Annotated in this window: 11 protein-coding genes and 1 pseudogene; all 12 read right to left on the bottom strand. The window is 42.4% G+C overall.

Annotated elements, in window-relative coordinates; translation table 11 throughout:
* Nucleotides 1–18 precede the first annotated feature (18 nt).
* Complete coding sequence (locus tag ACYQ35_RS09605; protein ID WP_459832837.1) at nt 19–8,850, bottom strand: amino acid adenylation domain-containing protein; 8,832 nt, start codon at nt 8,848–8,850, stop codon at nt 19–21.
* A gap of 14 nt (nt 8,851–8,864) precedes the next feature.
* On the bottom strand, nt 8,865–10,454 hold the full coding sequence (locus tag ACYQ35_RS09600; RefSeq protein ID WP_118037244.1) for a (2,3-dihydroxybenzoyl)adenylate synthase: 1,590 nt from the start codon (nt 10,452–10,454) through the stop codon (nt 8,865–8,867).
* The gene (locus ACYQ35_RS09595) at nt 10,444–11,142 is read right to left on the bottom strand and encodes a 4'-phosphopantetheinyl transferase family protein (protein ID WP_054335603.1); all 699 of its coding nucleotides are present in this window, start codon (nt 11,140–11,142) and stop codon (nt 10,444–10,446) included. Before ACYQ35_RS09595 ends, ACYQ35_RS09600 begins: the two co-directional genes overlap by 11 nt.
* On the bottom strand, nt 11,132–11,878 hold the full coding sequence (locus ACYQ35_RS09590) for a thioesterase II family protein (RefSeq protein ID WP_118037243.1): 747 nt from the start codon (nt 11,876–11,878) through the stop codon (nt 11,132–11,134). Before ACYQ35_RS09590 ends, ACYQ35_RS09595 begins: the two co-directional genes overlap by 11 nt.
* Nucleotides 11,879–11,992: 114 nt before the next feature.
* Nucleotides 11,993–12,562, bottom strand: a complete 570-nt coding sequence (locus ACYQ35_RS09585) for an accessory gene regulator B family protein (RefSeq protein ID WP_199484343.1) — start codon at nt 12,560–12,562, stop codon at nt 11,993–11,995.
* On the bottom strand, nt 12,562–12,720 hold the full coding sequence (locus ACYQ35_RS09580) for a cyclic lactone autoinducer peptide (RefSeq protein ID WP_459832830.1): 159 nt from the start codon (nt 12,718–12,720) through the stop codon (nt 12,562–12,564). The genes ACYQ35_RS09585 and ACYQ35_RS09580 overlap by 1 nt, the downstream gene beginning before the upstream one ends.
* Nucleotides 12,721–12,822: 102 nt before the next feature.
* Nucleotides 12,823–14,118 (bottom strand): sensor histidine kinase, encoded by a 1,296-nt coding sequence (locus ACYQ35_RS09575; protein WP_118037242.1) that lies wholly within the window; start codon nt 14,116–14,118, stop codon nt 12,823–12,825.
* Complete coding sequence (locus ACYQ35_RS09570; protein WP_055059676.1) at nt 14,115–14,852, bottom strand: LytR/AlgR family response regulator transcription factor; 738 nt, start codon at nt 14,850–14,852, stop codon at nt 14,115–14,117. The genes ACYQ35_RS09575 and ACYQ35_RS09570 overlap by 4 nt, the downstream gene beginning before the upstream one ends.
* Nucleotides 14,853–14,939: 87 nt before the next feature.
* Nucleotides 14,940–15,179 carry a helix-turn-helix domain-containing protein gene (locus ACYQ35_RS09565; protein WP_054337273.1) on the bottom strand — a complete coding sequence of 80 codons (240 nt, stop codon included), beginning with the start codon at nt 15,177–15,179 and terminating at the stop codon, nt 14,940–14,942.
* Between the two features lie 284 nt (nt 15,180–15,463).
* Nucleotides 15,464–15,670: a PIN domain-containing protein gene (locus tag ACYQ35_RS09560; protein ID WP_024728263.1), complete on the bottom strand. Its 207-nt coding sequence runs from the start codon at nt 15,668–15,670 to the stop codon at nt 15,464–15,466.
* Between the two features lie 27 nt (nt 15,671–15,697).
* Nucleotides 15,698–18,457, bottom strand: a complete 2,760-nt coding sequence (locus tag ACYQ35_RS09555) for a YodL domain-containing protein (protein ID WP_118037241.1) — start codon at nt 18,455–18,457, stop codon at nt 15,698–15,700.
* An 81-nt stretch (nt 18,458–18,538) separates the two neighbouring features.
* Nucleotides 18,539–21,884: pseudogene (locus ACYQ35_RS09550) on the bottom strand (DEAD/DEAH box helicase family protein); the annotation flags it as partial.
* Nucleotides 21,885–22,214 lie beyond the last annotated feature (330 nt).

Below are 22,214 nucleotides of genomic sequence, written 5' to 3'. Positions count from 1 at the left end.
AGTTTTTACGCCCTCCTATTATATTTCGCCATCATCCTCCATATAATTGTTTGAGTCCATCTCCTGCTGAATTCGTGCTGCAAATTCTGAAATAGTTGGTGCTTCAAAAAGCCAACTAATTTTAGGCTCTATACCTAACTCTTCCTTTAAAGCGTTTACAAGTCTGATAGCTTTTAAAGAGTCTCCTCCGTTTTGGAAAAAATTTGAATCCTTATCCAAAATATCTTTTTCAAGTATAGTTTGCCACACTGAAGCAACACTTTTTTCAAAATTTGTCATATTTATATCTGCTTGTTTCTCATCTTTTTCATCAAAATCCGTTTGCTTTATAGAATTGAGTAATTTATTTCTATTTACTTTTCCATTGGCAGACAACGGAATTTTGACAACTTCATATATTCTCTTAGGAATCATATATTCTGGAACAATATTTTTTAGCCTCTCAATAATCTCTGCTTCACTTATAAAATTCACTTCTTCATGATTCCTTGCTATAAATATCGTTTCTCCAGTTCCACATTTCGCATTTTCGGCGGTTAATCTAAAACTCATAATGTTATCGAATCCAGCATTTTTCAACAACTCCTTCCACTTATCAACTGACAAAAGCGGCATACATGTACCCTTGCGAAGATCTTGTATCATTGAGAATCCTTTTTCTAATAACGCTACTGAATTTAGAATCAATCTATTAGGAATGGTATATTCCTTAAATAAAAGAATGCCACCAGATTTTAGCATTTCTTTGAAATTGGATAATGTCAATTCAATATCATAGCTTCTATGAAGTGTATTGTCTGCTACTATTATGTCCATTTTATGGCGAAGTTCTCCAATATAAAGATAAGGTTCCTTAAAATCATAAGTTATACTTTTCAGTCTGTTCACATCTCCAGCTATCTCTAATGCCTTATCTATATACTCGCTTGATTCATCCAAGTAATAGAATTCTCCACCATTTCCTAGCACATCCATATATCTTTTGGTATTACTTCTCATCCTACTCCCAATTTCCAAAACAGAAGAGTCAGTTCCCGTAATCTGTAAACTCATTTTATATAATGAAAACAACACATCTTTCATCGTTTTATCGAGTGGGCTAATTTCTTCCAAAACTACTGGTAATGCTTTAAATTCCCCCTTGCTTATTATTTCTACGTCAGCATATTTGTTGCGTAAAATGGTAATTGTTGCTGGTATATTCTCTTTCAATTCCTTATAAAGTTTTAATACCCTTTCCTTTTCTTGGCATTCTTGCATTTCCCTGTATAAATCATACTCGAATTCATCTCTTCGACAAATTATAACGCCTAAATTTGTCTTAACCATCATTCCTTCATCTATTAAAATATCTATCCATTTCTTTACAAGATTTTGGAATTCAAGATTAACGTTGAGAAGTTCTGCAAATTCTCTTGATGTATATTCGCAGTTTTCCTTTACACCCATTTCTATAAATGTTTGAAATATTATCATTGCGGATATTTTTTCTAAGGATTTTCCATAAGAATTTATAAATATCTCTTCCTCATTCTTTACAACTTCTTTTTTTAGTTCATTTATTCCATTTTCCCAAAATATATCCTCATCAATTTTGACATATTTCATTTTATCGAAACAAATAAAGGCTATTAAGTATTTTTTGTTTATTACCTCTACTATTGACTCTTTGATTTGGGGAATACTATTCAACGCATTTTCAAGTTCTCCTAATTCAATACGATGTCCACCTATTTTCACCTGATTATCCAATCTCCCAAGAAATTCAATATTACCATCATTCCAATACCGTCCCATATCTCCGGTACAATACAGCCGTTCTCCAGTTCTATCTAAGACAACAAATTTTTCCTTTGTTTTTTCTTTATCGTTTAAATATCCCTGTGCAATGCCATCTCCGGCAATATAAAGTGTTCCCGGTACCCAGTCAGGGCAATCTTCCATATTCTGATCCAGAACATAATACTTCTGGTTTGCAAGCGGTTTCCCATACGGAATACTCTTCCAATCTTCCGGCACAACCTCTGGAATCTCGAAATGATTAGACCAGATACTGCCTTCTGTTGCTCCTCCAAGAGCAACAATCTCAACATTCTGGAACAGATTACGGATTCTCCCCAGAAGTGAAACAGGAACCCAGTCACCACTCATCATTACTAACCGCAGCGATTGTGAAGTTACCTGCCTTTGATATTCCTCATATTCTGCCAGCATTTCTACAAAAGCTGGCACGCTGTTCCATACGGTAATATTCTCATGATTCAACCAGTGAATCCAATGCGCTGGATCTTTTCCATATTCCGGATCCGGAAGAACCAATTTCCCACCTGCGCCTAAAATGCCAAAAACATCATAAACAGACAGGTCAAAATGAAGATTGGAGATTCCAAACGCCGTATCCTGTTCTGTAATCTGATAGCGTGCATTGATATCCAGTATCGTATTCACTGCATTATGGTGAGTAATCATTACTCCTTTCGGCATCCCGGTTGTTCCCGACGTATAGATTACATACGCAAGGTCTCCCGCCTTATTCTCCTGTGCTTTGTATTCAGAATCGGTTTTTAATTCAGACACAGAAATACAATCCCACTCGTGCAGCCATTCGGTATCCTGATCATACGCCTGATTCTGCACAAGAATGATTCTTGTTCCACTATCACGGAGAATCTTTTCAACTCGTTCTCTCGGATTATGGATATCTATCGGAAGATATGCGGCTCCGGCAAACATGATTCCATAAACAGCAACTACCTGCTCCCACCCTTTTTCCATAAATACAGCTACCGTCTCTTCTTTTTTTATTCCCATGCTCTGCAACTGCCCGGAAATGTAAAACGCTTCTTCTTTTATCTCCCGATATGTCATCCGCCTGCTGCACGTTACCAGCGCCTCCTTATCCGGAAATTTGTCTGCCGCCTCCAAGAATAATCCATCCAACGTTTTCTCTTCAAATTCAGCCGCCGTTTCATTCGCCTGACGCCGTTTTTCTGAAATTTCCGCTATTACCAGACTTGCCGTTTTTTCCTGCATGATCTCCGGATGAACTGCTAGCGTATGAAGCAGGCCGGTATATGCCCGGAACATCTCATCCAACATTCCTGGATAAAATAATTCGTCCACGGAATCCCAAAACAGGCATAAACAGCCATCCATTTCAACCACCTGATGATCCAGCCACACCTGCGGCGTCTGTGAAATGTTATAGTTCAGTTTTCCAAGCCACTTTCCTTCATGCCACTGCTCCACGCCAAGACCACTGGTAAACACTACCGGCATAATAGCGCCCCGCATATTTCCAGTCTTTTTCTTTAATTCGCGCTCCAGTTCAACCGCGCCATAAGCTGTATGCTCCAGATCTTCTGTAAGCTGCTTCTGAATTGCCTTTGTCCTTTCCGCAAAATTATTCCCTGCATTCTTTATCTCCAGCAATGTCAGTGTTGTAAAATCTCCAACCAGATTGTTCACTTCCGGATGCAATTGTTTCCGGTCAAACTGCGTCAGATTAAGTGTAAAATCCTTATTACTGCTCCACAAGCGGAGAGTCTCCGCATAAGCACTTATCAAAAGAACAGAAGGCGTTACCTCCAGTCTTCCCGCCGCGTCTTTTACAGACTGCCATTCTTTCTGTGACAGTTTTGCGCTCCGGCGACAGAAACGCTGCTCTGTAATCTGGCTTTCGTTCTTTGCAAGCGGCAGATCCGGTGCGTCCGCAAAAGTCTCCACCCGGTCTTCCCAATATTTTTTATCTTTCTCATAAGCAGAGGTAGACTTTATCTGCTCCAGTCCCAGCACGTAATCCCGGAAAGACAAAGTAATCGACATTTCCGCTTTTCCATTTCGATATACTTCTGCCCACTCATCTAAGAGATGGAACATACTCCAGCCGTCAAAGATAATATTGTCAAAACTGATATGGATTCTATGCTTCTGGTCCTCTATTTTAGTGATTCGCACATCAAACAGAGGCCATTCATCTGTCTGAATTACCTGATGAGACATCTCTGCCCGTTTTTCATCCAATGCCTTTTCTTTTTCTGTCACTTCCAATTGTCGGATATCCGTCACGTCAATATGATACTGGGGAGTATTCTCCAGTATGCGCTGCATACCATCCGGCTGGATAATAACACGCATCATCCCATGCCTCTGTATCAACAGATTCCATGCCGTCTCTGCGCACTCAGTATCAAGGCCGTCTGCATCCAGTTCAAAATAACAGTGTGTTGCAACATTTCCCAATTCATACAATCCGCTTCTGCCAAGCCAGTAAGCATACTGCACATCGGTTAATGGGAACGAATGATATGCTTCCTCCAGATTCGGTTTGATCTGCAGTGTATCTTCTTCTTTCCGTTCGGACTGTTCAATAGCTTTTGCCAGAGATTTTACGGTCAGATTTTCAAAAATCGTACTGATCGTTATTTTGCAGCCGAAGGTTTTCTGTACTTCCGAGATCAACCTTGTGGCAATCAGCGAGTCTCCCCCAAGGCTAAAATAATTATCTTCAATTCCAATATTTTCATATCCAAATAATTGTTTCCAGATATCTAAAAGCTTTTCTTCTGTTTCTGTCGTTGCCTTTGAAAATCGGATAACCGCAGTTTCTTCTTTAAAATCTTCCCGCAATTGCTTCCTGTTAATCTTCCCATTGGACAATGTTGGGAGCTGCTCCATGAAATGATAGTTCTGTGGAACCATATACTCCGGCAGTTTTTCTGACAGATATTCCCTTAGTGCTCCATTATGATAGGACAGGACAGACGCCTGCTGTCTGCTGCAGCATATACATCTTCCATATCTCTCTGTCACAGCACAGTCTTCGCCCAATCCTGCCTCTGATAAACATTCTCTCCACAGCAGGCAATCCGGGGTAACCAGCCCTGCTTCTTTTCTCTTGTCCCGAATATCCGCAAAACCATTTTCCAAAAAAGCCGCTGTAAGTTCCTGAAGGTATGTCCTTACCACAAGGTCAGTCATCAGCAATATTCCGTTTGGCTTCAGTAATTCCGCTACTTTCTTTACCGCATCCGCAGCATCAATATTTCTATGTAAAGCATTTACCGATATCACAACGTCATAACTATGCAAGGACATCTGCTGCTTATCCATGCCTTCTTCCAGATTCAGCATCTCAAACTCGACTCTCTCATATCCCGCAAGTTCTTTCTCTGCTTCCTGCAGAAAATATTTTGAAGAATCCGCATATGTATAAGCCGCGCTTACATCTTCCAGTGCATTCAAAAACTGTCTTGTAATTGCAGTGTCCCTTGTACCAATTTCTATAATCTGGAGTGGCTCTTTTCTGCGTTCTTCTGCCAGAAGCCTTAATCCCTGCACCAGTCTTTCCACTGTTTCCTCGCAGCCCGGAATCCTCCGAAGCAGCATATTCGGAGCCAAAGCCGGCTCTTTCTGGTAGAATACGTCCAGCGGAACTTCATTCCCAGTAACCATATGCTTCAGATACGGCTTCAGTTTATTAAAATACGTTTCCGTATCTCCAGCTTTTTCCGGTACAGCCACTTCCTTCCCGGTACGCGATAGTCTGCCGTCCTCTTCTCTCAGGATTCCTTCCTTCTTTAAAACTTCCAACCATCTTGCCACAGTATTCTTCTGTGTTTCCGTAATGCTCCCTTTTTCAAAAATTTCCTTCTGCGAAAGAACTTCCTTCTCTGATACAAAAATGCCTAACTCTATGAGTGTCTCCAGCATAAGCTGTACACATCTCTGGTCTGCATAGGCAAGGAAATTTTTGTATGCTGTCTTCCGTTCCTGCTGCATCTGCCAATTGCTGACATCATCCTTCAGTTCTTTCCAGCCCCCACCAAAGATATCTGTGCCGTACAAATACGTTGTAACTTTAGAATCTTCCTGTATCGGCGCTCCGATATAAGCAGCCAGCGTTTTATTGCCATGACCATCACTAACTGTATCAACAACTGCATGAGCCACACCCGGAAACTCCTGAATCGCATGTTCAATTTCTCCCAATTCAATCCTGTGTCCGCGAATCTTTACCTGATGGTCTTTTCTTCCCAAAAATTCAATTGTCTCATCATCCCAGATTCTTCCGAGATCGCCGGTCCGATACCATCTTCCATACTGATCTGTGATAAATTTCTGCCCCGTAAGCGCAGAATCTCCCCTATATCCTTTTGCTACACCAAAACCGCCAATCCAGAGTTCGCCTTCTGCCCAGTAAGGGCAATCCCTTCCATACTCATCCACAACACGATATGCCTGATATCTGAGTGGCTTTCCATAAGGAATAGATTTCCAGTTTTTCGGCATCGGCAGGGTAACATTCTGATAATTGGACCAGATACTTGCCTCTGTAGCTCCTCCCATAGCGACAAACTGGCAATCCTCTGTCCATGCCGCAACCCTCTGCGGGAGATCCATCCCAATCCAATCTCCAGAAAGCATAACCGCCCTGATCGGCAGTTTCTGTTTCATGGATTCCGCCCGTATCAAAAGCATATCCAGAAGCACCGGCACTGAATTCCAAACGGTAATCTGATATTTCAACACTTGTTCCAGCCAGTAATCCGCATTCCTTCTCTCCTGCTCTGGAAGCAATACCAATGTTCCTCCTGCGCCTAAAATTCCAAAAACATCATATACCGACAGGTCAAAATCCATAGCTGATACAGCCAGCGCCCGATCTGCACTTGTCACATGGTACTTTTCATTAATATCCTGAACCGTATTCCATGCGCTTTCATGCGCAATCTCTACACCCTTCGGAACACCTGTAGAGCCTGACGTCATGATGATATAGGCGCTGTCCTTCGGCGACACCTCTGGCAGTCTCACATTTTCCTGTCCCTCTTCCATACCCTCCATCACAAGGATTTCCGTACCTTCCGGCCAGTCCAGTTTTTCGGATAATTCCCGATTCGTGACCACATAGCGGACTCCCGTCTTCTCATGGATTAACGCTCTCCGATCTTTAGGCTGGCTTAAGCTGACCGGAAGGTATGAATTCCCGGAAAGCAAAATTCCTAATGCCGCCTCGATCTGTTCTATCCCGCGCGGCAGGGTAAGTGCAACCGGGACTCCCTTAATATCCTTTTCTGAAATTCCTGCCGCCACTGCTGTTGCCCGTGTTTTTAATTCCCCATAGGATACCGACCTTCCGCTTCCCGCATCAATAAGCGCAATATCTTCCGGGCAAACTTCCGCATGGTTCATAACAGCCCAATGCAGGCATTCCACACGCTCCGGCACTCCTGTACGCGCTGTATCTTCAATTTCTCTTTTTCTTTTTTCAGGAAGCACATCAAATCGCTGATTCCAGTCCTTCTTTCCCAATTCATGCAGAAGATTCTCAAAACACTCCAGCATATCCGGGATCATATTCTCCGGGAATAACTTATCCACGCTGTCCCATGTAAGCTGTACGCCATTTTCATCTTCATAACTCTGGAAGTCATTCCACACCTGCGGCGTTTGGGAAATCATATAGGAAAACTGTCCCAGTTCTTTCCGGAACGTATCATTTACCAACGGCGTTCCCAGATTGCAGGCAAAAACAACCGGCGCCACTGCCCATGCGTCTCCATACATCTGTGCAAGGTCTCTCTGGACTTGCACGCCGGAATATGCCGTATACTTCATATCCTCATGAAGCTGCTTCTGGATTCTGTCTAGCAATTCTGCAAACGTCGGATCCCCTTCGCAGTCAATCTCCAGCAATAACAGTGTAGTGAAATCTGCTATCACGTCTTCCAATCCCTGCTGCTCTGTTTTCCGGTTAAAAAATGGAATATTAATAAGGAAACGATGATTCCTGCTCCACCGTTCCAAAACCGTCGCATATGCAGTAAGAAGAACCATTGCCGGAGTTGTCTGGTATTTTTTTGCCCGCATTTGCAAATGATCCCATTCTTCCTTTTCGATTCTCACAATCCTGCGGTTGAACACCGTTTTTTCCACTTCTTGCGGACGTTTTGCCAATGGAAGGTCAGGGCCTTTTGGCAAATGCTCTAAACGATTCTTCCAGTATTTTTCTGCGTTTTTCCGTTCCTCCCCTTCTTCCTGTTTCTGCCGTTCCAGATAGGAAGCAAAATTCCACCCTTTTGATTCTTTCGGCAGGTTTTCCCCTCGGTAAGCAGATGCCAAATCCCTCAATAATATCTGCAGACTCTGTACATCAGCAACCAGAAGCGCCATGTCCACATGAAGGCGTGCCTTATTTTCAGGAAAAAGCGTAAGCTCTATTCCTGCTACTTCACCTTCCTCAATCTTTAACTTCCGATGGGATAAACGTTCTCTGACAGATACTGCCATTGCCTCTGCTTCCTCAGATGACATCCGTGAAAAATCATGAACCTTTATTTTTTCGCAATACGGCTTATCCAGGATTTTCTGTGTCCCGTCTTCCAGAAAGCAGGCACGCAGCATGGGATGATGATACTGCAGCACATTCCATGCTTTTTCCAGACGCTCCGGATCTATATTTCCCCCATCAAACTCTAAATACGCATGACAGTCTATTCCTCCAAGAGCCTGTTCTTCATCCCTGCCAACCCAATATGCATACTGTACGTCTGTTAAAGGAAACGGCTGTTTCATATCCTTTTCCGGCGTTATCTTAGATTCTTGCGCCCGTTTTTTGCCCGCTTTTTTCTTCATGCTGCGCTGGATCAGCGCCCACCAGCCTTCAAGGGTAGGATTTTCCATCAATGAACCGAATGAAACCTTAACCCCCTGTTTTCTCCACTGGTTTACCAGACGCATGATCGTCAGGGACGAAAGCCCAAGCTCCAGCAGATTTTCGGAATCCCCCAAATCTCTGGCTACCGGCAGCTTTTGTTTGATCTGTTCCTTTATCTCTATATATTCCATGATTCTGTCTCCTTCTATTTTTCCTGTGCCATCCGTTCTAATGCTTTCTTATCTATTTTTCCTACGCTGGTCAGTGGCCATGTCTCTACCCGTTCTATCTGATCCGGCATTTTATACGCCGCAACGCCTATTTCCCGCAGGAACCTGTGGATTTCCTGTAAATCGATCCCGGCTTCATCATCGGTCACAAGGAATGCAGATATCCGGTTTCCAAGGGTTTCATCCGGAACGCCGACAACGGCTGCCTCTTTGATTTTCGAATGCCTGCAAAGGTAAGCTTCAATCTCTGAAGGCATGATCTTTTCTCCGGCGCGGTTAATCTGCTCTTTGATCCTCCCGCCCAAACGTAACCTTCCGTCTTTCGTCCACATAGCTTTATCGCCCGTCCGGTAAAATCCGTCCGGCGTAAAGCTCTTTTTATTCGCTTCCTCCGCCATATAATAACCATCAATCGTATACGGGCCTCTGGATAATAATTCCCCAAAAACTCCTTCCGGTACGGCCTTATCTTCTTCATCCACAATCTTCACTTCATCCGCAGGAGACACCGGAGTTCCCTGGCATCTTGCAATCAGGGAACCTTCATCCTCCGGGCTAGTAAAGGACAGTAGCCCCTCCGCCGTACCAAATACCTGCATCAGTTTACACGGCCATTCTTCAATGATCTTATCCGCAAGGGAATCTTCCAGCATTGCGCCGCCTACCTGCAAAATCCGCAGGCTGGATATATCAAAATCTTCATCCCATTCCAGCATTTCCATGCACACAGTAACCATAGCAGGAACCAATGCCGTTATCGTGACACCTTCCTCTGTAATTGCGTCAAGGATATCATCCGGGCTGGTCGCAGACGCAAGCACAACTTTTCCTCCCACGTCCAGCGTGCCTAAAAGCCCCGGGCAGCATAATGGGAAATTATGAGCTACCGGAAGAGACGCCAGATAAACGTCACTGCTATCCAGGCGGCATCTCTTCGCGGACATGCGGGCATTATACATATAATCCGTATGGGTGCGCGGAATCAGTTTCGGAACCCCTGTCGTCCCGCCGGACAGCAAAAGCACCGCCGTTTCATACCCATCCACAGCCGGAAATGCTCCATTTTCTCCACACGTTTCCGCAATCATTCCACTGATATCCCCGGATTCGCTATCTACAAATATATGCCGGATACATGAATATTTCTCTTTCATCGCATTTGCCATCGGCACATATGAAAATCCCAGATATTTCTCCACCACAATATAAGCGGCCGGCTTTGCCAGTTCAATAATTCCTTCCAGTTCCGCCTCCCTGTGGGCCGGCAGCATCATGATCGGCACCGCCCCTATCTTGGAAAGCGCAAAAAACACGACCACAAAAGAAATCCTGTTCGGAAGCTGTACAAGCACTTTGTCTCCCTTTAAAATCCCTTTACGCAGAAAAGCTGTCGCAAGACAATCTGCTTTTTGCTTTAATTCCATATAACTGATCTCGTCTTCGCTGTCCGTGACCGCAGTTCTTTCTCCATATTTTTCCGCCCACTTATCAAGCTGTTCTCCAAAACTACATCTCTCCCAACCTTCCAGATACTCATATTTGCTCATATCTTTCTTATAACCCATTTGATTTATCTCCTTTCTTATGCACCGCCACATACGCAGCATATCCTTTGATCCTGACCGGATACAGGAACCAGCCCTGATCATTCCTGCCTTTTTCTATAATTTCCCCGTTTCTGACAGAGAAGAAATCCATTCCTCTTCCTAATCCAATACCGAGTGCTTTTACATACGCTTCTTTGGCCGCCCAGTACTGGAAAAACAAAGCCGATCCTTCCTTTATTACATCTTCCGCTTCTTCTTCCGTATAAAAATTCCCGGCTATCTCCCAGTAATCCGGACATCCCGCCATTTCCTGCACATCCACTCCGATGTCCATTCCAACAGCGAATCCCGCTAGTATGAATTCTCCCGAATGCGAAATATTAAAATCTACGGTCTGCTTTCCTGCAATCTTTTTATGATAAGGCTTGCCCCGTTCACTGACAGAAAAATCAATCGTTTCCACATCTAAATATCTTTTCAAGAGAAGCCGCACGACAACCTTCCCGGCTATATAACGCATCCTGTCTTCCGAAAAGCGGAATCTTCCGACCTGCTCCGATTCCTGCCCACTCAGGATATATTCATGGTTCACCCAGAAATCTGTCATTTCCGGCCAGCAGATGCACCATATATGTATCTCATTTTCACGGATACAAAGTTTGCCTGCCGCCAGAAATTCCTTCGCTCCATACCGTTTAATCTCCATCTTTTATTCCCGGCAGGCGCCTTATAACTTCACTTATTACTTCGTCTTCGTAATCCCGCAAATAAAAATGTCCTCCCGGAAATATCCGGTAGCTAAAATCATTATCCGTATACTTTCCCCATTCGCAGATTGCGCTCTCATCCGCTTCGCCATCCTTTTCTCCGCCAAATGCAGCGATAGGCGCATGCAGTACTATTCCCGTCTTGTCATAATATGTTTCATCCATGGTAAAATCTGCCCGTAGCATAGGCAGAAAGAAATCCAATAATTCCTGATTCTCCAGTATCTCTTTTGGCGTCCCCTCAAATCTTCCCAGTTCCCTCTTAAACTCTTCATCCGGAAGATGATAGATCGGATTCGGCTCCGGAATACTGGGAATCCGGCTACCGGAAATAAACAGACAGCTCGCTGTATATCCGACCGCTTCCAATCTCTTTTCCAGCTCATAGGCAATCTTACCGCCCATACTGTGCCCCCATAAGGCATACGGTCCATCCACAACCTCTCTTACTGCCTCTTCCAGATCATCTAACATAACCGGCATATCTATATACGGCTTCTCCATGATCCGTTCTTCCCTTCCCGGAAGCTGAACCAGACATACCGTTACTTTTCCCTGCATCTTTTTCGCCCACTGGTTATAAGCAGAAGCGCCGCCCCCCGCAAACGGCAGACAAAACAAAGTTATTTTCTCTTTGTTAATATTTTCTGTATTTTTTATCAACTTCAAATTCACTTTTATGTTCCTCTTGCATCATGTTCTTTTTTATTCTGTTTATTATCATTTTGTGATATGCTTTTCCCAAGCATTTCTTATTCCTATCCAGGATTAGTTGACTCTAACTCTTTGTCAAAAAAAATTTTTGATCCATCCCAATATTAAACCGGACGCCAAAACAATATGCGCTACCATAATCCCGTTTACGACCAGGAAATATCCGGTTACAGAAAAAACACCTGCTATCGCGCATTCAATAATTAAAATTGCCCTCGCGCGCATACCATAAACTTTCTTTTCTTTCTCATCCAGTTTCTTACTGCTGGCATCCACCGGTGCCATAACAAATATGACTCCAACTGCAGCAAGCCATATGATCCGTATTTGCCACATCACAGCCGAACCAGACGCCAGATACTGACCGCACAGAAGGACAAGGATACTGGAAACAACCATGCAGCTCCCTGCTTTTTCTAAATGAATCCCTCCGGCATACTGCCTTAGAACAGTAAAGGGCAATAAAAAGACTAGCATCTCCAGCCAATTCCCCGTTACAATGCCAAGTATGACAATGATAAGGTATATCGCCACCCTGCCCAGCAGTACGCCGTAAGCATATTCATACAGCCTGCGGTCTTTCTCTTCAAGAATCCCGTTCCTGTTTTGCACTTCAAAAAGCCAGCCGGTAGTTTTTTTCCACACTAGAATTTCCTCATTTTCTTAACTTCTTCCGACTCTTCTTCCTGATAGTACAGCCAGTTGCACGCCAGATTTGCCGTATATGCCGTCAGGCAGAGTGCAAGACAGTTTACAACTCCAAGTACTTTGATACCCAAGCTTTTTCTGATTGTTTTTTTCATAGTTACATGCCTCCATTTTTTTCCGATAGTTTACACAAAAATCGCCCTTTTTTCAATTACCGTGGCAAAAACGGTAACTTTTTGGGCGATTTTTGCACATCTTTATTTTATTGTAAAGATCAGCTTAACAGAGAACTCCTGTTCTCCGACCTCCACTCTCATAATTCCAGCATACTTTTTAACCAGTTTTCCAACCGTATGCAGTCCGATCCCGTGACTGTCTGCATCTCTTTTGGTGCTTATGTACCGGTCCTTGTCCTTTAACAGTGGAACAACATACCCGTTGCAAAATTCCATAACAAGGAAATGTTCCTCATTTCCCATATACATCCTGCATTCCACATATCGGCCATCTTTTGTCTTTTCTGCCGCTTCCAGTGCGTTATCCAAAAGATTACCTACGATTGAGATCATATCCAGTTCTTCCAGAAAGTCCAGCCTGAGATCATTACCCAGCGTAATCTTATAGGAAATATTCTTAGATTCCGCAAGGAATTTCCTTTCGCACAGGATGCTGTTCAAGATCGGGTGTTCGCAATACACACCTTTTTGAAGGCTCTGAATCCGGACACCTAAATGTTCCATAATCTCCTTAACCTCTTGATTTTCTCCTTCTTCCATCAAACCGGCTACTGTACAAATAAATTTATTTATATCGTGTAAGAATGCCCTGTTATCCTCATTGACCTTATTCATATACTGTAAATTAGCAATCTCCGCCCTGCTTTTCTGGTAAAGCCGGTCCATCTTCTTCACTTCTTCTGATTTCTCTACAAACCGGTCAAACACTGAGAAAATGAAGATATTCGTCAATAGCAGCAGCGAAGCTCCTACCGGAACCATAACCCTGTTCATTCCTTCAAAAGAAATATTTGAATAAAACACACATCCTAATATAATGATCGTAGCGGTTGGCAGCATGAGCAGCACAGTAAAAGTTTTATTCTCAATCGTCAGATAATTCCTTTTTCTCGTTACCTGATTAATGCATTTAATAAACAGAAATGTCATGGTACTCATTAGTAGTAGCGCTAATGTTTTTTCTATTTCCGTCCCAAAACCCTCAGATGCACCAGTCACGCCATACGCATTCGTAAGCGTTGCAAAGAGAAATTCAGGAATAATTGCCAGCACATAATAGCAGCATACTATAACCAGCTTCTTCCATATATTTCCCCGGAACACAACCATTGACACAATCATATACGTTACCGGAATCATTACCATATTAAATACTGAGGATTCCAAGTGGTTGATTCCGAGCATTATCAGTGCTACGACAAAATATATGAGAAATTTTCCCCAAAAGTTTTCTCTTCTGTATGGAAGCATGTTCTTTTCCAGATCTTCCAACAGATACATCTGAAGAAGGCAGATCAAAAAATCTCTTACTATCATACCATGCCGTTCCTTTCCCCAAGAAACATGATCAGAGCGTCAGCAAACTGACCTTTTCTCGACCTTGAAACATTCAATTGGATTCCCATCTGTAGCAGCGCCACATTCTTTTCCAATCCTTCCACTTTCGCCAGATTTACAATATAACTGTTATGTGCATACTCAAATCCCCTTCCGGCCAGACGTTCATATAAATCGCCTAAAGATTCCTTACAATGCATCTCATCTATCTCCCCCTGCCTAGCAACGTATATAGAGCAACCCCTTTTCGCCAGACAGATATATAAAATGTCTTCCGTATAGATACGAATTACTCTTCCCGCTGATGTAACCGTCACGGAAGAATCTCCACAGTGCAATTTTACTTTTGATAAAATTGCAGGGATTTCCCTTTTTAGACTTCTGTCATGCAAGTCTTTCATAATATACCGGAACGGCTGCCCAATATTGATGCTGTCTGAAGTCGGTTCAAAGTATCCGGAGCAGAACACCAATATCGCTGCCCTATTGTATTCCCTCAGCTTCAGTACCGATTTATTCCCATCCAATCCGGGCATACGCATATCCATAAAGACCAAATCATGCAAAATATCAGCATTTTTCAGTAGTTCCTTTCCTGACTCGTATTCATAAAACCGTATCTCGCTCTTAGGAAGAATCCCTTCCGTTTCTATAACCTTCTCTATTTTCTCCCTGTAATTTTTATCATCATCGCAAATTGCTATTTTATACATCTATGTCCTCCTAAGTTAGTTTCCTCTAACCCTCTTTCATAAAAAATCCATCCTGCAGAATCTGAATCCTATGAGCATTTACTCTTCCTATAGTTCGGGTTCCAAATCTGCAAAGATGGGATCAGCAAAAAATTCCTGTATTGTGACATCCAATCCATCGCATATCTTTTTTATTGTAACTACGCCAGCATTCTTACTCTGACCATACAAAATATTCTTTAATGTTGAAGGAGGAACGCCAGAACATACCGCCGCCTCATTCACTGTGATATCTTTCTGATTAATCAGATCGTTTAAACGATATATGACCGCTGTTTTTATATCCACGGTATCGACCACCTTTTTTTCTTCTATTTTATATAAATCGGCTTTAAAAGGTCGCCCATATATAGTCTTTTTGATCTATATACGATATTTTTTTAACAGTTTTTCTTATTCTAGCAGAAATCCGCTAAATTTCTATATTTTATTAGATACATGAAACCCTGTGAGAACATTTCTGATCCTACGCAGGGTTTTCCACTTTGTTATAAAATTTTTATATTTTGCAGTATGCTGGATCGGAGTTATCATTCAACTTTCCTTCTGCTGCCGATTGTAAAAACATATTTTTACGAATAAATATTCAGCAGTTCTTCCGGAGAAAGCAGTGTAATCCAAAAGGAAAGAAAATCCTTTTTATTCCTTGTCACAATCGCATCACACTGATTCTCCTTCGTACAAGTTGCAAGTAGGCAGTCTTCAAAATCAGATACTCTCTGCAAATAAGCAGGCAGCACATCTTCGTTCGTCACTGTCAGCACTTTTGCTATGTCCAAAACGGAGCCAAGTGCCTTTCTATAAATTTATACCGTTCTTACATCCCGATCAGCTCCTCTCTCCAGCTCATCTTTTCCCTGCTTTTCTTGGATTTTTCTCTTATTGATTTCCAGTCGTTCATGAATAGATGGCTTCTTTGCCTTCGTAGTTGCTTTATTCTTTTCTGTTTGCATACTCGAAACTACCTTTTTCACAGCTTTGTCATTATCCCCTTTTGTCACATTCGCTGCTCTTGACGCTTCTACTCTGCTGTCCTGCTTTTCTGCAACCTGCCGTTCCTGCTTTTCCTGCACACTTTTTTCTTCCAGACTGCAAAAGCTCTGCAAATATGGCAGCACATGGTTCTGCATATCGGTCAGATCTTCCATACACTTCTGAAACTCTTCATTTCCCTTGTTTTTCAGATAACCAATCCAGCTTTCATCCGTAAGTTTCAGTTCATTTTGGAGTTTCAGCTGACTTAAAATACCGCCATTTCCTGTTCCAATATCTATTTTCCCTTTGAAATGTTGCAGCATTTTATCGCCTTTTTCCGCATAATATATAGTAAAAAACATCTGGGCTGTTACCATCGGCTCATCCGTCCTCGGATTACGGTCTGCGTACCATTCCTTATCCTTCTGTGCAGTACGGGAATCCAGATCTGAGAGCTTCTGACAGCGTGGTTCCATCAGCTCTCGCTTTTCACAGTAATTCACATACACCATCGGCTCTGTTTCTTTGGATATATCTGGTTCGTAGGATTTCAGCCGTTCCAGCAAAACACCTGCCCACACGGACTGCTCACAGTCTTCTTCAATCACATCCTTCAGAAAGGAAATATAAGAACCAACATTTCCACTTTGCAGATCCAGCATGACTTCCTGTATGGTATCCTGCCCTGGCTCTACATGGTCCCGATAGTCATACGGATCGAAGTCTTCCGCAATCTCATCCAATGCTGCTGCCAGTTCTTCTGTTGTCATTTTTTTCGGATACATTGCCTCACGCACATCCTGAATCGGGATATATTTATAATCAGGCAATGCTTTATGAATCTTCTCCAAACCTTCACGCACCACCGGCTGATCTTTTAAAAACCGCACATTATCCAAGAAGTCGCCGTGTATCGTTGTTCCCATTACAATCAACAGTTCTGTTTCATCAAACAAGCTATCCTCCGGATCACGATAAATAATCCCCATTCCACTGCCTTTATAAGCATTTTCCGGATCTTCTCTGTACTTCTCATAGATTGCTGCGATTTCTTTCACATCTGTGCTTTTCTCATAAGCTCCCATATCATGAATTTCATCACATTCTGCAGCATAATATTCCAGATAAGCTTCTTTCTTAGGCGGCATATTATTGAGTACATTATCAATCATGTTATAATTGGCCTCTTCCAGTTCCTCCACCTTTGCCAATGGCTTATATTCGCCCTGGCTTTTCTGAATCTCTGCCATTACAGCTTCATCCATTTCTTCTACTTTTTCCATCAACTGATCATAATCCCCACGGATGCGTTCTCCCGTCCAGCCTTCGTCTTCCAAAAGTTCCTCCGCCGCTTCTTCAATAGAAATTTCATCATTCTCATAAATGCCACCATCCATCAAGCGGAAATCTTCATCGTAAAAGGAATAATCATATCCTTCTTCTGTTCTCTGAATAGCAAAATATCGTTCTCCTACCTCATATGCCAGTTCACTAAGAACCTGTTCTTCCAGATTCAGGAAAGAATCCAGCTGTTCAAAACTGATACTGTCTACAAAATGAGCAGTTACCTTTTTCCCGTCATTCAGAACTATGATATCACTGACAGACAGGGAATGCCCACGGAAGTCTTCCGGTCTGTCAATGTTGAACTTTTCAAAAATATCATCCAGTGACATATTTCCTGATAATTCACCAACATAGACCAGCTTATAATCTTCTTTTTTTATCTGCATACCATGACTTTCAATAAAACTCATATTCATAAATGCATAGTTTTCTCCCGGTAAATCATCCCGAATCTGATAAATTCCAAATGTCCTTCTTGTTCCTAACAACAGATTTGCTTCTTTCAAAGATTGAATCTGTGGATATTTCTGCATTTCCCATTCCAGGTTACGGAAACGCTCCAGTTCTGTCATAGACATCTGATAATGCTCCGGTCCTCGTTCAATTTCCATGCGTTCTGTGACATACATAGGTGATGAAAAATTAGTGATCAGATAGATATCTGCTCCTGCATCGTATAATTTCAGTGCTTCTTCCTGCTCAATGACACTCATAGGCTCCTGAAATGCTCCTAAATTTTCTTCTGCATAATCTAGGTTGTTATCTTTTATCCGTTCCCACATCTGCGATTCCATTCCAAACAAACCGTCATGTGCCTGTATCATTTCTTTACTCGCATATTCACCTTTACTGCCAGCACTGCCAAGACAATAAATCTTAGAACCCATTCTGTGATAATCCAAAGCTGCTTCTTTTCTAAGTGGCACCATATCTTCTTCCATATATCCATAGTCACGTAATTCCAGCTTACCTATGGTTGGATCTGGCAGTTCCTGAATATCCATTCTTGCGTCATCCAGCAAATCCTCTACACCTTCTGAATCTGCCTGGCTCACTGCATCTGCCAGATTTCTTACCAAAGCCCTAACTTTCTCTTTCTCGCCGATCAGATTCGCATATTCAAAAAGCTGTTCTTTTACATCTGTTGATATTTCTATACCTCTACTCTCTGCCTGATTGATCTGTTCCTGCGTATATTCCTGCATTTTCTGCGTTTCTCTACCTATTATCCTGTTTCTTGCCATATAAGTTCCTCCTGTATTCTGAAAAATGGCATAACCCACAGAACATATTTTCTGTCAGATTATGCCATCTTCCTTGTTTTCTTATTCCAGACCAAAGTCCCGTTTTCTGTTATCCTTGCCAGTTTCACTTTCCCGCTGACTCTTTTCTTTACAAATCTGCAGTTTTTCATGGATAGAACCACGTGCCGGTCTTTCTTCTTTCTCATCTGATTCAGATACCTCTGCTTCTGCATCTTCCCGTTCATCCATATTGAGCAATGCATTTAGCTCTGACAGTCGCTCCAGTTTCTGGTTCAACTCCTCTTCTTTTGGAAATGGCTTTCCCACTTCTTCTTTCGCATTTGCCATCTGTTCATACACTGTTTCCAATCTTTGTTGTGCTTCTGAAAGCTTCTCTGGATAACTGTCCAACAGATTGTTGATACGGGTAATATTTCCAAGTGCATCTGCTCCAAGATGAACTTTCGAGACAGCCTCATGTTTGACAGATAATATAAATTCTTTACTCCATCCATCAAACTGAATCCTCATATTGAATCCCTGATAGTTTCCGATATCCATCGCAGCATCTACAGTTTTAATATCTTTACATACCGCCAGAAGTGCCGCTCCTGCCTCTTTCTTTTCTGTGAACACTTTGCCACCAATCTCCATAGTAAACTGCTCTGGATCTGTGCTTTTATGCTCAGAATAATGAGCGATGTCTGCCTTGTAGCTGTCAATGATTTCTGTCAGTTTTGCAATCTGTTGTGGAAAATTCCTTGCAATATCATCTTCCAGGCGGTACTGGTTATTCATGTGGTTGGCTTTTAAAAGTTTTAATTTTGCCACATCAACATCCAATGCCATCTTCTCTTTTACTGCTGGATTTCCGGTTGCAAGAGCTTTGACCTCTGCATAGGAAAGTGCCGCTTCGTCCACATCTTCACAGCTTCGCACAGGTGCTTTACTGGTCATAATCTGAGAAATGAATTTCTGCTTGTTCTCAATCAACTGCCACATGTAGCTGTCAAATGTGGATTCTGTTACATATCGGAAGATATGAACATTTTTATTATGATTTCCCTGGCGGATAATACGCCCTTCTCTCTGTTCCAAGTCAGATGGTTTCCAACCAATATCCAGATGATGCAACGCAATCAGACGATCCTGCACATTGGTCCCGGCACCCATCTTTGCTGTTGAGCCAATCAAAAAACGAACCTGCCCGGATTTCACTTTTCCAAACAGCTCCGTCTTCTTTGCTTCTGTATTTGCATCATGAATAAAAGCAATCTCTTTTTCCGGTACACCTTTTTCCATCAATTTCTGCTTCAAGTCATCATAAACATTGAAGCTGCCATCGCCTTTCGGGGTACTCAAGTCACAGAAAATCAATTGTGCAGATTTCTGTGCTGCCGTGCCTTTCCAGATCTCATAACTTTTCTCTGCACAGACTGATATTTTGCTTTCTGGATTATCTGGCAATAATTCGTTCACCAAACGCTGATCCAATGCCAATTTTCTTCCATCGTTGGTAATTTTCAGCATATTATCAACCGAAGCATCTACCCCTCCGTTTCTGACAACTTCTGCACGTTCCCCCAGACTTTCTACGATTTCTTTCTGCTGTTCCGTTGGTTTCAGCACCACTGTTTCATATTCCGCCTCTGGCACAGGAAGCTTTAACTGATCGGAAGTCTTGATATCTGCAATCTCCTTAAACATATTCATCAGTTCCGGAATATTATAAAATCTTGCAAATCTTGACTTTGCACGGTAGCCTGTTCCTTCTGGTGCAAGCTCAATGCTCGTGACTACCTCGCCAAAGGTGGAGGCCCAGGAATCAAACAGTCCAAGTCCCATATTTTGTAATTTGCTGTTCTGCAGATACCTCTGCATAACATATAATTCCGTCATGCTGTTGCTAATCGGTGTGCCCGTAGCAAAGGTAATGCCTTTTCCTCCGGTAATCTCATCCAGATACTGACATTTATTAAACATATCCGCCGACTTCTGTGCTTCATTCTGTGCAATCCCGGCTACATTTCTCATTTTTGTATAAAGAAATGCGTTTTTATAACTGTGTGCTTCATCTACATATAAATGATCCACTCCCAGTTCTTCAAACGTAACTACCTGATCTTTTTTCTCTTTCTGATTCAGTTTCTCCAGCCTTGTCTGCAATGTTTTTCTTGTCTTTTCAATCTGTTTGACGGTATAACGTCCACCATCCTGTTCATACCTTGCACTCTGGATTGCCATTTCCAGATCATCAATCTGCCTCTGAAGCATGGCTTCCTGTTTCTCATCAGAGATTGGAATACGCTCAAACTGGGAATGACCAATAATAACAGCATCGTAATTTCCCATAGCGATTCTGGCACAGAACTTCTTTCGATTTGCCGGTTCAAAATCCTTTTTCGTTGCTACCAGAATGTTCGCCCCTGGATATAACTGCAGGAATTCTGCTCCCCACTGCTCCGTCAAATGGTTTGGAACTACAAAGAGGTTTTTCTGAGATAATCCCAGACGTTTGCTCTCCATTGCCGCCGCTACCATTTCGTAAGTCTTCCCAGCTCCTACTACATGTGCCAGAAGCACATTATCACCGTATAGCTGATGTGCGACTGCATTTTTCTGATGCGGTCGAAGTTCTATTTCCGGATTCATTCCTGGGAAAGTCAGATGACTTCCATCGTATTCACGGGGACGGATACTATTAAAACGTTCATTGTACACGCTTACCAGTCTTTCTCTCCTCTGCTGATCCTTAAAAATCCAATCTTGGAATGCAGCCTTCAAAGCATCCTGCTTTTGTGATGCCAACATAGTTTCTTTTTTATTCAAAACTCGCACTTCATCCCCATTGTCATTTACGACTTTATCATAGATTCTAACATCTTTTAGATTCAAGGTATCTTCCAGAATCCGGTAGGCATTTGCTCTCTGCCAAATATTTCCGGACTTCCGGTGATGCCTTGTCCATAGTTCCCTTTGTTGTGATCAACGCAGCTACACCACCTGGACGTAACTGATCTATAGTCTTGGCAAGAAAGTAATCATGAATCATAAAATTGTAGCGGTCATACTGACGGTCATTGACCTTATATGCACCGAATGGCACATTTCCGATTGCCACGTCAAAGAAATCATTGGGATAATCCGTCTTCTCAAAGCCTTTGATCTGGATATTGGCATCTGGATAGAGAAGTTTAGCAATTCTGCCACTGATGCTGTCCAGTTCCACTCCATAGAGTTTGGACTGGTTTAGATTCTCTGGAAGCTTTCCAAAGAAGTTCCCGACTCCCATAGATGGCTCCAGGATATTTCCCTTTGTAAATCCCAGATTCTTCAACACCTGATACATACTTTCAATCACAATCGGCTGTGTATAATGAGCATTTAATGTGGAAGCTCTGGCTGCAGCATATTCTTCCGGTGTAAGGACGGTCTTTAATTCCAGATATTCTGTCTCCCATGCAGATTTTGTCTCATCAAATGCAACTGCAAGACCTCCCCAGCCAACGTACCTGGATAAGATTTCCTGTTCTTCCGGTGTTGCATTGCGATTCTCATCCTCACATTTCTTTAACAACTGGATAGCCATGATATTGGCACGGAACTTTTCTTTTGCTGTACCCTGTCCAAGCTCATCATCTGTGATGCGGAAGTTCGTTGCTGGAATCGTTTCTGATATTCCGTTAATCTCTTCCAAAGATTCTTTTTCTTCCGATACCTCAACTTCTCCAGATAATTCTATTTACTCAATTATGGC

It is taken from the genome of Faecalimonas hominis (genome assembly GCF_054660755.1).
The sequence above is the reverse complement of the archived record's forward strand: the minus strand, read 5'-3'. Positions and strand labels throughout refer to the sequence as shown.